Source organism: Wolbachia endosymbiont (group A) of Apoderus coryli (assembly GCF_947251615.1).
Classification (GTDB): Bacteria; Pseudomonadota; Alphaproteobacteria; order Rickettsiales; family Anaplasmataceae; genus Wolbachia.
On the sequence record NZ_OX366367.1, the window covers coordinates 82,130 to 95,517 of the forward strand.

A 13,388-nucleotide genomic window follows, 5' to 3' on the forward strand; every position below is an offset into this window, starting at 1 on the left:
CGTCATGCGCTGGAATAACACCATTGGTGGCAGACAGCTAAAGAAAAATATCAACTAGGTTTATAGTCTATTACTACTGTTTTTGCAATTTTGTCGTGAAGAAATTGTTTACGCTGGTCAAGGATTGCAAATAATATGATTAAGATTGATACAACTATGAATAGACTAGAAATATTGAATAGTGTGTAGCAGATTATAAAATATAATACTCCAAAAACTGCTGTTCTGCTTATTGCTTGTATTAGAGTGATTTTTTCAAGTGTATTTTCGTCTTTTACACGCATGCGAAGTAACAATTGTCCTGGAGTACCACCAAATTCTATTATCGTAAATACATAAAATATTAATTCCAATATCAACCCTATTACTTGTATAGTTACTGCTTTATCTAAAATCATTTCAGTTACATTGAGTGATAGAGAATATGCTAAAGTAAATCCAATGATAAATCCGATAACAAACCCCATTCCCTGTGCTAAAACATAATCGATTGCAAATGCAAAAATACGTCTTGTAATCCCTGCATAACTTACTTTAGTATCCATACTCTGCCCATGTTCTACTGTGACATAACTAGTATGAAAATATGTTATTAAATAACCGTAAATATACTAATTTGGATAATACTAGCTGCTTGTGCCACTCTATTATTTGAATTAACATTAAATCATTTATAACTAGGGAAGTTATGTCAACACCAATCACAGTTGCATATGGTGATGGTATCGGACCAGAAATCATGGAAGCGGTGCTGTCGATATTGCGCAAAGCGGAAGCAAAAATCTCAATGGATATTATTGAAATAGGGGAGCGTGTTTATAATAAAGAATGGTCTCAAGGAATTTCTCCAAGTGGTTGGGAATCAATTGAAAGGACAAAAATATTATTAAAATCTCCGACAACAACTCCTCAAGGTAAAGGCCACAAAAGCTTAAATGTAGCACTCAGAAAGAACCTAGGGTTATATGCAAATATCAGACCATGCGTTTCATATCATCCTGTTATAGAAAATAAATTCGATAAGTTTGATATCGTAGTAATACGTGAAAATGAAGAGGATGTTTACACTGGAATAGAGCATAGGCTCACTGGTGACTTTTACCAATGCACTAAAATTATTACTAGATCTGGCTCAGAGAAGATATGCAGGTACGCTTTTGAATACGCGAAAAAACACAACAGAAAAAAAGTAACTTGCCTGACTAAAGATAACATAATGAAAATGACTGACGGAACTTTCCATGCAGCGTTTGATCGCATTGCAAAGGAATACCAGGACATAAAGGCAGAACATTATATAGTTGATATTGGAATGGCACGTGTTGCCACAGAACCGGAGAATTTCGATGTTATAGTAACTGAAAATCTATATGGCGATATATTATCGGACATTGTGGCACAAACTTCAGGGTCTGTAGGGCTTGCCGGAAGTAGTAACATTGGCAACGAATATGCGATGTTCGAAGCAGTGCATGGTTCTGCTCCTGATATTGCAGGAAAAAACATAGCCAATCCTTCTGGTCTTTTAAATGCTGCAGTGCATATGCTAATTTACATAGGTCAAGTGAGTACTGCAAAACTGGTTTACGATGCATGGCTCAAGACTTTGGAGGATGGAATACACACTGCCGATTTATATAAGGAGAGAAGGAGTAAACAGAAAGTTGGTACAAAAGAATTTGCAGAAGCTGTTATAGATAATCTAGGAAAGAAACCTGGAATATTACCTGAGCTTATAATTGGCAGTGGTTCGGATAGTAAAATAAATAAAGTACAAGACAATTACGAACAAGATTACAAAGTTAAAAAGCTAGTGGGTAGTGATATAACTCTCGCTTGGGACAAATCCAGTAATGTTGATCAAATAGTAGGATTATTTGAATCGAGTAATCCGCAAATTATAGCAATATACTCAAAAGGACTTGCGATTTGGCCAGGAAACTCAAAACCTTCAAGTGACCAAATAACCTGTAGGTTTATCGCAAATAATGAAAAGCAAGCTATTACAAATAGTGATGTAAATAACTTGCTAATCAAACTCGAAGAAAATAGCTTTGATGTGGTGAGAATGGACAAATTGTATTTGTATGATGGGAAAGAGGGGTTCTTCGTTTAAATATTTAAAAGAGGTGTGGTAAATGAAATGGACTCAAAAAAAGTAGAATTGATATTTGAAAAATTTCAGCAATCAAATCCTACGCCAAAAATAGAGCTAAATTATACCAATCATTTTACGTTACTGATTGCGATAGTTTTATCAGCACGGACAACCGATGTAAGTGTTAATAAAATTACAAGAGAACTATTTAATATCGCTAATACGCCAGAAAAAATGCTGAGCTTGGGACAAAATGAGCTGAAAAAATGCATAAGCAGTATTGGTTTATATAATTCCAAAGCAAAAAACATAATCGGGCTCAGCAAAATATTGATTGAGCGGTACAATAGCAAAATGCCTACTGATTTCGATGATTTGGTGTCTTTACCAGGGGTTGGGAGAAAGAGCGCTAATGTGTTCTTAAATTCGGGACTTGGCATTCCAACATTGGCGGTTGATACTCATGTTTTTAGGGTGAGCAATAGAGTTGGACTTGTGAAAGAAAAAGATGTGTTTAAAACAGAGCAATCTCTTTTAAATGTAGTTCCAAGAGAATACTTGCTTTATGCTCATCACTGGCTAGTTTTGCATGGTAGATATGTTTGCAAAGCACAGAAACCTTCGTGTGAAACGTGTATAATTCATGATTTATGTGAATTTGAGTGCAAAAGGTATAAGGTCTAGTATTTCTTCTTTTGTCATCTAAGTAGCTCATAGAAATGCAAAAATTCCTTGACACCCTTTTGGATGGAAATCAGTGTCAGCTACTTTCATGACACCATCTGCTGTGCGGATTGCTTTCTAAAACAAACGTTTGTATAGTTATACATAGTGTACTACATATTGATTTTTATTATTAGCACAGATACGATAAAGCTTTAAGCACTGGATAATGAAGCAATTCGAGAACTTTTACATCACCACGCCAATATATTACGTAAACGATAAGCCGCATATCGGTCATGCATACACTTCTCTTTTGTGTGATGTTGTGGCAAGGTTCATGAAACTAGCTGGAAAAAATGTCAAATTTACCACCGGTACAGATGAACATGGACAAAAAATAGAAAAAGCAGCTAAAGCAAAGGAAATGCAGCCAAAAGAATTTACAGATGAAGTGAGCGTTTCATTTAAAGAATTGGCTATGTTTATGAATTTTGAGTATGACGATTTTATTCGCACTACGGAGGAGCGTCACAAAAAAGCAGTTATAGCTTTATGGAATAGACTTGAAGAGAGAGGACAAATATATTTGGATTCCTATTCGGGTTGGTATTCAGTTCGTGATGAAGCATTTTATCAGGAATCAGAACTGATAGATGGCAAAGCACCAACAGGTGCTGAGGTTGAGTGGGTAAAAGAAGAGAGCTACTTTTTTCGCTTGTCAAACTGGCAAAACAAATTACTGGAACTCTATAAAAATCAGCCAAATTTTATCTTTCCTGAGAGCAGAAAAAATGAAGTGGTATCGTTTGTAAGATCAGGACTCACTGATCTTTCAATCTCTCGTACTAGTTTTAACTGGGGAATAAAAGTACCAGGTAATGACAAACACGTAATCTATGTCTGGATAGATGCATTAACCAATTATCTTACATCAATAGGTTTCCCTAGCACAGAAGATGAAGGATATAAGAAGTTTTGGGCAAGTGACAGCTCTTCCAACGTTCATGTAATCGGCAAAGACATATTACGCTTTCACGCTGTATATTGGCCAGCGATTCTCCTTGCAGCAGATTTGCCACTGCCAAAACAAATTGCAGTTCATGGTTGGTGGTTGAACGAGGGAGAAAAAATATCCAAGTCCCTTGGTAATGTCATAGATCCAATCGGCCTCGCTCAAGAGTTTGGTGTTGATCAACTACGCTATTTTCTCCTCAGGGAAGCAAGTTTTGGCCAGGATGGCAACTTTAGTAAGAAAAACATGATCAGCCGAATAAACTCAGAACTGGCAAACAACATAGGCAATTTAGTACAAAGAACAATTTCATTTTTACACAAGCAATGTTCTGGAATTGTACCGACAATCGATCAAAGCCTACTTAAAGGTGAAGAAAGTCTTCCAGGTTGCAAAGCTATACTCGATCAGGTGATGAATCACCTATCAAAGTATGAGTTTAACCAGATTATACTTCTAATTATCAACATCTCTTCTGAAGCCAATGCTTATATAGACAAAAGTGCACCCTGGATATTAAGCAAAACCGATAGAGTGCGTATGAACTTAGTAATCTACAAACTACTGGAATATATCAGGATAATTGGCATTTTATTGCAGCCAATCGTTCCCAAGTCAGCGGAAATGATACTCGATCAACTGCAAATTCCAAAAGAGCAACGTGATTTAAAATCTTTGTGCGACGCGTGCGTAAGTTCAGGCATAACATTGCCTAAACCTACGCCGTTCTTTTCGAAGTTTGATGTTAAAGTGGAGAAATAGTTTTTACACTATTTCTCCTGGATGAGATTATCTCTAGTTAACGACAGTGCACACCGCTGTCTACATATTCAAGTTAGGTGCAAGTGCCTTAGTTATTTTAGCAAAATATGGGTTTAGTAACATCAGCATCTATCACTACTACTTCAGTCATTACCGACTTAGCCTTTCCTAGGCTCCATGCAAACCAGCCTTGACCATTTTCTTCTTTTTTAGAGTTTTTGTCAGACAGATTACTAACAGCTACATCATCCAATTTAGCTGGCTCATTTGCTGGGCTAGGAGCCTCAGTATCTTTTGCATCACCAGATTCTGCATCATAAAATACATCCTGATCCTCAGAAAGACTCATTAAATACCTTTTAGCAGCATCAATACTTAAATGATCAGGTTGCTTAGGAACGTCGTTATCAATATTTAAATAATCCAAACTATTAGCTCGTTGCTTTTGCTCACTGGAAGAAACTGCAAGATCTAAGTAATCCAAACGAGTTAGTTCTTGCATGCTAAGTTCAGACCCATCTTCTGCATAACGCTTAAACCGTTCTGCCAGACTAGAAACCTTAGTACCATAAATCCTACTGTACAAGCTGCTTCCAACGCTGTTAAGTGCTCCTTTTGTATACTCAACTAATGTACCATAAACATTTTTTAATTTATTTCCAGCACTATTAAATTTCCCTTTTACATACTCAACTGATGTGCCATAAGCATTTTTCGTACTACCTACGACATTTTTTAAGTCATTTGCAACATCACTACGGCGCTGCTTAATAGTACTATGAACGCGCCCACTACTGTAGACTTCTGCTACATATGCAAATGCTTCTTGAGATGCTTCTTTGATATTCTTCATTGCTTGCGGAACAAAAGTTTTTTTGTGTTTAAGTTCTTCTATTTCTTTTTTTTGATTATCAATCTCCTCATTTTTTTTATTAATTTCAATTTTTTGCTTAGAAATTTCTTCCTCTTTAGCTTTTACTTCCGCTTCTTTTTTAGTCAGTTGGTCATTTTGCCCAGAAATTGTTTGCTCTTGAGTTTGTATCTTAGCTTCTAACTCAGAAATTGTTTGCTTTTGAGCCTGTACTTTATCTTCTTCTTTAGCTAGTTGAGCATCTTTTTTAGATATTTCTTCTACTTTCTCAGCCAGTTGAACATCTTTCTCAGAAATAGTTTTGTTCTTACTAATTGCTTTATATGAAAGTGCAATAGTTACAACAGAAAATATAGCACAACCAATAATAAATGGCAGGCCAACACTTAATGCTGCAACTGGAGCTAAGAAACCAATATAAGGAGCTGCAGCAAATATTCCTGATGCCAATAAAGTGAAAGTAGCCAAAGTTCCAGTTATATAATAGGGTACATTGTTTTTATTTATCACGATTATTCCTCACGTATTATAAAATATAGTATCATTATAAAAGGATTTTTAAGAAATTGTCAAGTTAACTTTTTACATAAAAAAATAATCAATGAACTTGGGAACAAGAAGATTGCTGCCAAGCTACAAACTATGCCTCTCCGTGTAATCTTTAAATGAACCTCTGTTAGAGTCAAAATATAGCTTCACACTGCCAATTGGTCCATTTCTCTGCTTTGCAATAATGAGCTCTGCAATGTTTCTAATTTTTTCCATTTTCTCTTGCCATTCCCGATGTTTATTGTTCCCTTCATTTGGCTGTTTTCTTAGTTCATAATACTCTTCTCTATAGAGAAACATTACTATATCTGCGTCTTGCTCTATGCTTCCTGAATCACGTAAATCAGAAAGTTGTGGTTTTTTATCATCCCTCTGCTCAACAGAACGAGAGAGCTGAGATAGTGCAACAATGGGAATATTTAGCTCCTTTGCAATTGCTTTCAAACCCTGCGTTACTTCCGAGATTTCTTGCACTCTATTTTCATTACTCCTTTTTGTTGTTCCTCTGATTAGCTGCAAATAATCAATGAATACCACTTCTACATTATATAATTGATACAGCAAGCGTATTCTGGTGCGAAGGGCACTAATTGATAGCGCAGGGGTGTCATCTATGATAAAAGGCAGTTCAGATAATTCTGTACTAGTATTGATAAATTCATGCAATTCAAAATCACTAATTCTCCCGGTTAATGCCTTATAATAACTAATCCCTGAATCTATAGTGATCAGCCTTGCAGTTAATTGCTCTGCTGACATTTCAAGCGAGAAAAACGCTACATAGTGTTGTTTATCTGCTCTTTTTTGCAACATCTTACAAGCATTAAGTGCGATGTTTAGCGCCAATGCTGTTTTACCCATAGAAGGCCTTGCAGCTAGAATTAATAGGTCAGATTTCTGCAAACCACCAAGAAGCTGATTTAGATCTTGAAGTCCGGTTGTAACGCCCAGCGCTTCTGGATTATTTTTCAGCGTGCTGATCTTCTCAACTACGTCTTTAATTGAACTTGCAAGTTTTATATATGTTTTCTCACCTTGTTTTTTTATTGCTAAGTTGAACAATTTTGTCATTGCTTGTTCAATTTGCGCCTGTGCAGGATTTTCAATATCGTAGTTGTAGCTATCACCAACTATTTCTTGCCCGAGCTTAATTAAACATCTCCTTAAGTAAGTGTCACGGATTATTCTAGTCAAACTATAGATATCAAGTGCAATACTTGCTTTAGCTGCAAGCTTTGCTAAGTACTCTACCCCACCACATTCGGTAAATGCTTGGTCGTTCTCAAAAAACATTTTTAGGCTGAGTTCATTGGCAATTATGCCGTGTTTTCTGGTTTTGGATATTTGCGTAAAAATACTTTGATGTAATGGATCATAGAAATTTTCTGCTGTTATTGTGTCTTCAACTGCATCACAGATTCTATTATCACGGATCATTGCACCAATAAGCATTTGCTCGGCTTCTAAATTATGCGGTAATTTGCATATTTCCTTGTCTACACCTCTTGAACTGAGGAGACTAGCTAATTCATTCATTTTAAGTTTTGAGAGTAACTGTTGATTATTGTAGAATATTTAGTTTTGATTTGAAAGACATATAAAATTTGACTAATTTTGTGCTACCTATAGCATTAAAACTTAATGCCCCTGTGGTGGAATGGTAGACACGGCAGACTCAAAATCTGCTGCTTGCAAAAGCATGCTGGTTCAAGTCCGGCCAGGGGCACGTTAAATATTGGAAAGTGTATATATGTTACATAAATTTTTTGATCGTTTATTCTCTATTTTTTCTTCTATAAATGTTATTCAGAAGGTAAAGAAAGATGAAAATGGAATATGTTATGTAACGGGCCTCAGGCGCTATATATCAGTATTGCTTGATTTGATTATTATTGTCTTGTTCTTGCAGTTTTGCAGCCAAGCCTTAAATCAGCTCTTTATGAACTCAGAGGATAGCAAAATATTAAGTCAAATTGCTGCAAAATCCCAAATGCAAGCACCACTGTCTGCGGAAGAAAAGACAATGCAGAGTAGACTTATAAAATTACTAATCCTAAATCAAATAGTCCAATGCATTATGCTCTTTTGCTATGTAACATATATGTGGGTAAGGTTTGCTGCTACACCTGGAAAACTATTACTTGGGCTTAGAGTTGTGGATGCACAAACTTTCGAAAAGATAACTTTAAGACAAGCAACAAAGAGATTTTTTTCCTTTATATTGTCAGTTGCACCATTATTCTTGGGCTTTTTATGGTCAAATTTCAACAAACACTGCCAAACTTGGCACGACAAGATCGCAAGCACAGTGGTTGTCACGAGTAAAAGCCTTAGAAGGCAGAACTAAAAACTTCCTTGACAAACTCCGCCAGCCCCCTTATCATGATGCTGAAGGTATTCAGTTATCTTCATCTGTGCAGATTAAACAGCAAGAAAACAACGTAGTTGGCGTCTTATTTTTAATTTTTTGCACTATGTGCACCTTATGTCTTCACAATATTTCTAGGTTTTTACCTATATAAGCTGAAACGCGCTTATAAGTCGTTTAAGACAGTATAGTACGCCAATTTGCAGGATTAGGGAGTGAACACTAATTACCACGGGGTTTCTTTTGCCTTTTTTTCTGCTTAGTAAATTTCTTAAACATTTTAGCTAAAGTTAGTTGCACTTAAAAGCAGCTAAATTGCAGCGTTTAAGGCTTAAAAAACGCCAAATACTGAAAATAGACAATGACCAGGGCTTCTTTTGCCTTTTTTTTTGTTTAGTAAATTTCTTAACGTTTGTAGCTAAACGACAACCGTCATCCCAGTACCTTCTCTTGTCATCCCAGTGCCCAGACACTGGGATCCAGGAATTTTATTAAGTTGGTAAGCATAAAAGTAGCCGTTTTATGCTAAAGTACAACGTTTTGATGATTATGAAAAAGCTGGATTCCAGTGTCAAGCACTGGAATGACACCCTCTTGGATGGAAATCAGCGTCAGCTACTGGGATGACAGCTAGCCTGACAACCGTCATTCCGCTGTTTGTTAGCGGAATCTATGCTTGAGATACCGCGGCGGTATGACGTAGGACTGCTGTCATTCCAGCGCGTGACGCTGGAATCCAATTCTTATTACCTGGTGTAAAGTTAAGTTTCCTGGATCCCAGTGTCTGGGCACTGGGATGACACCTTTGGGCACTGCCGTCATAAAGGAACCAGTGCCTGCTACTCGGATGACAGATGGAATGGCACTGTCATTATAAAGTGAACCAGCGTCGCGCGCCGGGATGACGAAGAAAGAGCATAAGGCATTGTGTTTTACGTTGTGCATTTTATTAACCGACACTATAAACAACATCCTTACAATTATGAGATTGGACTACAACTTGCTCAAGCGTTAAGCTGCTGCGTTTAGCGTCTTTACTGTGATTTTCCCCAAGAACATTTGTTCTTTCGTGTTTTATTTCTTCAATGAATTTCTTGTTAACGCTTTCAGGATCAATCTTTTCCTGAGAATATATAAGGTTAGTGCAATTTGTTTTTCTATAATAATGCACGCCAGAACATATAATTAATAATGCAAATACACCTGAACCTATAAGTAATGATAATCCTATGTTATTAATCAAAGGGTTTTGGTAAAATTTTTGTACGTTATTAACACCGCCTTCCGCGTACAGCAATAAAGGAAGTGCTATATTTGCAGCAACTACACCGGTCAGTAATGCAGTAAATAGTGGCCTATTGTTAATCACTGATTCTATTTTATTAGTTCTACTAACTACTTTTTCGTCAATGTTAATGAAACCTTGTTTAGCTTCCCAAGCATTAAGTATAAAATTTGAATGAGTGCCATTGCTATATTCCAGTCTTACAGATTTTATAGCTTTATTTTTTGGCTGATGCTCCAACACATCAGCTAAAATTTCATTCGCATCTTCTTTTTGAATGTGATGTTCTTCAGTATTTCTAAACTGTTTTATTGCAAAAAATATTGGACTAATTGCAAGCAATGAAGCAAGTGCAATGACCGGTATAGTAATATAGTTTGGGCCGTTTGTAAAAAATGCAATAAATTTTGCTTTATCTTGTAAATATAATAAAGCTGCAGATGTGCTGAGTATAATAGCAGTTGCACTAAAAATTACAAAACCCTTCTGCTGCATGACATACTTTGCTCTTGGCAAGAATCTGTTTGTTTTTTTGCTTGAGCTGATTAGAGGAGTTTCTGAACCCACTTCACTACTTTCAATGTCCGCATCATCTTCTGGTGTAAAAGGAGTTGGAGGTGTACCTGGATCACCAAATTTGTTACCGAGGAGTTTTTCTAATGTTTTATTACTATCCCAAGGGTCACTAAATTCCGTTTCTTGTGAAACTGATCTTTTCATTCCTGAGCTTTGATTATCTATTCCACTGTCTAAACTCTCTTTTGGAGTTTTTTTGCTGAAATCTACAGTTGCATAATCATGATTCTCTGGGCTATTATCTTCTTTATCAGAATTCGGATTATCAAACGAATTTGTAGATTGTGAAGTTTCACTTTCATCATCTTTTTTTTGGGGAACGCTTGTCCTAAGTGCTGGTATTGGTGAGGTTCCTGGACTTGTCTTGCCATCTTTACCTATTGGTGTATAAGAAAGTGTTTTTACTGTATCTTGATCTTGTGTTCCTGGCATATCTGCTCCAAAATTAATTACTATGCTGCATTGATTACGCTATAGTTATTAAGATCTAGTAAATACCAATTTACAGATAATGTATCTGTTTAGCAGAGTGGCAAAATAAGGTAGACGAGAAAAGACAACTATAGGAACAAATGGGTGTCATGCAAGTAGCTGACACTGGCATCCAGTCCTTTCGCACAAAAAACGTTGTAAAGCGCTTTCGTGTTTACCAACTTAGTGCCCAATCTGGATCCCAGTGTCAAGCACTGGGATGACAAGAAAGGGAGCACTGGGATGACAAGAAAGGGAGCACTGGAATTTTTGTTTCAGTATTTGTACATTAGCCATGCATCTGAACAGATACCGGATAATTATGAAAAATTTAGTATAGAAATTGTCTATCAAAGATCCTTTCATTCAGAGGGTAATCTTTGTCAAAGAGCAAAGTTATTGTGTTTTCATGGTCTTTTTGTATTTTTATCTGTGATATATTATGAAACTCCTTATAATCTGATACTACAAGTGCTGGACGGTTTTTTGTGTCGTTAATGTCAATTTGTACGATCGTATCATTTGAGATTAGTGCTCCATTCCAATGCCTTGGGTAATAGCTATTAATAGAGGTCAGTGCAAGTAAGTTTGAATTTAGTGGTAAAATTGGGCCACCGGCAGAGAAGTTATATGCAGTGCTGCCTGTGGGAGTAGATAATATTACTCCGTCCCCTCTAAATTTTTCTACTTTTAGCTTATCATTAATAGTAATATTCATCTCTACTATTTGATTTGCTTTTCTAAAAACATATACTTCATTTACTGCTATGTAATGATATCTCTTGCCACTTGTGTCTGTTGCTTCCATTTTTAGCAAAGTTAACTGAGTTGAAGTTGCATGCTCTATATGATCAATTAAATCTTCACTGCGGCTAAAGCATTTATTCATCAAAAACCCAACATTGCCAGTGTTTACTCCGTATACGTGTGTGTTTTTGTTTTCTATAACGTAATTATGCAAGGTGCGTAGCATAAAGCCATCACCGCCAACAACTATCAGTAGATCAATTTCGGACTTATTTTCTTCTGTTATATTGATAAAATTAAGTTTCTTTAATAGTTTAGATACTTCCTGCGATTTTGGTGATTGAGAAGCAACATAGCCTATATTTTTGTATTTATGCATACTTCAGTAAACTCTCTAAAACTTAAAGAGGAGGAAAATTAGAAAATGCTTCCATATTTATCGTTAAACTTAGCTAATTTGCTAGTTTTACTTGCTGACCCGCTTGTCAAACTTCCAGTCCATGCAGGGTGAGTAAGAGGATCTCTATCAAGCTTTACCCTGTCGCCTTCCTTTCCATAAGTGGAACGAGTTTCAAACTCTTGACCGTCTGTCATAACTATAATAATTTTATGATAATTCATTGTTGCTTATAAACTTTTAGTCAGTTAATATTCTAGTGAACTTAATTCACTAAGTCAATCATTATTCTAAAATATTGACAAAAAATAGATAAAATGTTATACTTAATAGGGAATAAATAATAGTTATCATGATTTTCGCTTTCCCTGGTCAGGGCTCTCAGTTTGTAGGAATGGGAAAGAGCTTATATAGTGAGTTTTCCGTTGCAAGACAAGTATTTAATGAAGTAGATAGCATATTGGGTAGAAAGCTGTCTCATTTAATCTTCAACGGTCCTATTGAAGAATTAACCATTACAGAAAACGCTCAGCCAGCTATAATGGCAGTGTCAATTGCAATGCTACGCGTTATCGAGCATGTGTTTGGCAAATCTCTTTTCACTGATCACAATGTTAAATATGTTTGTGGGCATTCAGTTGGCGAATATACAGCGCTATGTGCTGCAGGGGCATTGACTCTTGAGTCTGCAGTCAAGCTGCTAAAAGTTCGCAGCGAAGCAATGCATGAAGCTTCACTGAAATGTAAAGGCGGAATGGTTGCGTTGCTTGGAGCAGAGATAAATGAAGTGGAAGACATATTAAGATCAGCCAAAATTGACGGAATTTGTGAAATTGCAAACGATAATGGCGGTGGGCAGGTAGTGGTAAGTGGTACTGCAGAAGTCCTTGAGATATTACCTGATTTATTCAAAAACTCGAGTGTGAAGAAATTGATTAAATTACAGGTTAGTGGACCTTTTCATTCATCTCTTATGAAACCTGCTGATGAAAAAGTTTTGGAATTTTTGAAGGGTATTAAAATGACTCGCCCTATAGTTCCTTTGATATCAAATGTTACAGCTAAAGAGGAGAGTGATCCCAAAGTTATAAAAACTTTGCTTGCTAAGCAAATTATAAGCAGAGTGAGATGGAGAGAAATGGTTTTACATATGGCGCGTTGTGGTATTAACAAGTTCGTTGAAATTGGCCCTAATAAAGTTTTATCTAATTTAGTCAAAAGGATTGACCAATCTATCAGTACAAAAAGTATAGATAGTATTGGTGATATTGACAGCTTCTTTAATGAATCATTAGTACTAACAGCGAAAAATTTAAAAGTTGGGTTAAGTTAAAACACATCTATTTGATGTCATTCCGGTGCGTGACGCACAACTGTACGAACATTCATTCTTGAAGGTAAACTGCACAGCAAATGGTGTCATTCCAGTGCTTGACACTGGAATCCAGCCTTGCCGTAATCTCATCAAGAACGTTGTGTTTTAACATAAGATCAGCCACTTTTATGCTTACCAACTTAGTGCCCAATCAAAATTCCTGGATCCCAGTGTCTGGGCACTGGGATGACATCCTTCTGGTAGGCTCAAA

Annotated in this window: 16 protein-coding genes and 1 tRNA gene; 7 read left to right on the top strand and 10 right to left on the bottom strand. The window is 36.3% G+C overall.

Features of this window, described 5'->3' with window-relative positions:
• Positions 1-50 precede the first annotated feature (50 nt).
• Entirely contained in the window at positions 51-545 is a 495-nt protein-coding gene (locus OPR43_RS00485) for an RDD family protein (RefSeq protein ID WP_265026289.1), read from the bottom strand.
• A gap of 143 nt (positions 546-688) precedes the next feature.
• Here OPR43_RS00485 and icd point away from each other — a divergent pair, with 143 nt between their 5' ends.
• The 3 genes from icd to metG all read left to right on the top strand — a co-directional run bounded on the left by icd (position 689) and on the right by metG (position 4,538).
• Positions 689-2,116, top strand: a complete 1,428-nt coding sequence (icd, locus tag OPR43_RS00490) for an isocitrate dehydrogenase (protein ID WP_265034923.1) — start codon at positions 689-691, stop codon at positions 2,114-2,116.
• Between the two features lie 27 nt (positions 2,117-2,143).
• Entirely contained in the window at positions 2,144-2,782 is a 639-nt protein-coding gene (gene nth, locus OPR43_RS00495; RefSeq protein WP_265034924.1) for an endonuclease III, read from the top strand.
• A 208-nt stretch (positions 2,783-2,990) separates the two neighbouring features.
• Positions 2,991-4,538: a methionine--tRNA ligase gene (metG, locus tag OPR43_RS00500; RefSeq protein WP_265034925.1), complete on the top strand. Its 1,548-nt coding sequence runs from the start codon at positions 2,991-2,993 to the stop codon at positions 4,536-4,538.
• A gap of 97 nt (positions 4,539-4,635) precedes the next feature.
• Here the strand turns inward: metG and OPR43_RS00505 are convergent, their stop codons facing one another.
• Together OPR43_RS00505 and OPR43_RS00510 are read right to left on the bottom strand one after the other, a co-directional pair.
• Positions 4,636-5,919 (bottom strand): coiled-coil domain-containing protein, encoded by a 1,284-nt coding sequence (locus OPR43_RS00505; protein WP_265034926.1) that lies wholly within the window; start codon positions 5,917-5,919, stop codon positions 4,636-4,638.
• 123 nt (positions 5,920-6,042) lie between these two features.
• Entirely contained in the window at positions 6,043-7,494 is a 1,452-nt protein-coding gene (locus OPR43_RS00510) for a replicative DNA helicase (protein ID WP_265034928.1), read from the bottom strand.
• A gap of 107 nt (positions 7,495-7,601) precedes the next feature.
• Between OPR43_RS00510 and OPR43_RS00515 the strand changes: the two genes are divergently transcribed.
• The 3 genes from OPR43_RS00515 (at position 7,602) to OPR43_RS00525 (ending at position 8,821) form a co-directional block, all read left to right on the top strand.
• Positions 7,602-7,684 (top strand) — tRNA-Leu (locus OPR43_RS00515).
• 24 nt (positions 7,685-7,708) lie between these two features.
• Entirely contained in the window at positions 7,709-8,305 is a 597-nt protein-coding gene (locus tag OPR43_RS00520) for an RDD family protein (RefSeq protein WP_265035727.1), read from the top strand.
• Positions 8,306-8,641: 336 nt separating this feature from the next.
• On the top strand, positions 8,642-8,821 hold the full coding sequence (locus OPR43_RS00525) for a hypothetical protein (protein WP_265034929.1): 180 nt from the start codon (positions 8,642-8,644) through the stop codon (positions 8,819-8,821).
• Between the two features lie 116 nt (positions 8,822-8,937).
• Here OPR43_RS00525 and OPR43_RS00530 read toward each other — a convergent pair whose 3' ends face one another.
• From OPR43_RS00530 to rpmE, 6 genes are all read right to left on the bottom strand, one after another.
• A complete protein-coding gene (locus OPR43_RS00530; RefSeq protein WP_265034930.1) occupies positions 8,938-9,066 on the bottom strand; it encodes a hypothetical protein in 129 nt (42 codons plus the stop codon).
• On the bottom strand, positions 9,038-9,286 hold the full coding sequence (locus tag OPR43_RS00535) for a hypothetical protein (protein WP_265034932.1): 249 nt from the start codon (positions 9,284-9,286) through the stop codon (positions 9,038-9,040). The genes OPR43_RS00530 and OPR43_RS00535 overlap by 29 nt, the downstream gene beginning before the upstream one ends.
• Positions 9,276-10,619 carry a hypothetical protein gene (locus OPR43_RS00540; protein ID WP_265034933.1) on the bottom strand — a complete coding sequence of 448 codons (1,344 nt, stop codon included), beginning with the start codon at positions 10,617-10,619 and terminating at the stop codon, positions 9,276-9,278. The genes OPR43_RS00535 and OPR43_RS00540 overlap by 11 nt, the downstream gene beginning before the upstream one ends.
• Before the next feature lie 128 nt (positions 10,620-10,747).
• On the bottom strand, positions 10,748-10,897 hold the full coding sequence (locus OPR43_RS00545) for a hypothetical protein (protein ID WP_265034935.1): 150 nt from the start codon (positions 10,895-10,897) through the stop codon (positions 10,748-10,750).
• Between the two features lie 92 nt (positions 10,898-10,989).
• Complete coding sequence (locus OPR43_RS00550) at positions 10,990-11,784, bottom strand: NAD kinase (protein WP_265034936.1); 795 nt, start codon at positions 11,782-11,784, stop codon at positions 10,990-10,992.
• A gap of 38 nt (positions 11,785-11,822) precedes the next feature.
• On the bottom strand, positions 11,823-12,026 hold the full coding sequence (gene rpmE, locus OPR43_RS00555) for a 50S ribosomal protein L31 (RefSeq protein WP_250294634.1): 204 nt from the start codon (positions 12,024-12,026) through the stop codon (positions 11,823-11,825).
• A 128-nt stretch (positions 12,027-12,154) separates the two neighbouring features.
• Here rpmE and fabD point away from each other — a divergent pair, with 128 nt between their 5' ends.
• Entirely contained in the window at positions 12,155-13,135 is a 981-nt protein-coding gene (gene fabD / locus OPR43_RS00560; protein ID WP_265034937.1) for an ACP S-malonyltransferase, read from the top strand.
• On the opposite strand, the gene OPR43_RS00565 is transcribed toward fabD, so the two are convergent.
• On the bottom strand, positions 13,127-13,267 hold the full coding sequence (locus OPR43_RS00565; protein WP_265034939.1) for a hypothetical protein: 141 nt from the start codon (positions 13,265-13,267) through the stop codon (positions 13,127-13,129). The two genes, fabD and OPR43_RS00565, sit on opposite strands and share 9 nt — an antisense overlap.
• Between the last annotated feature and the right edge of the window lie 121 nt (positions 13,268-13,388).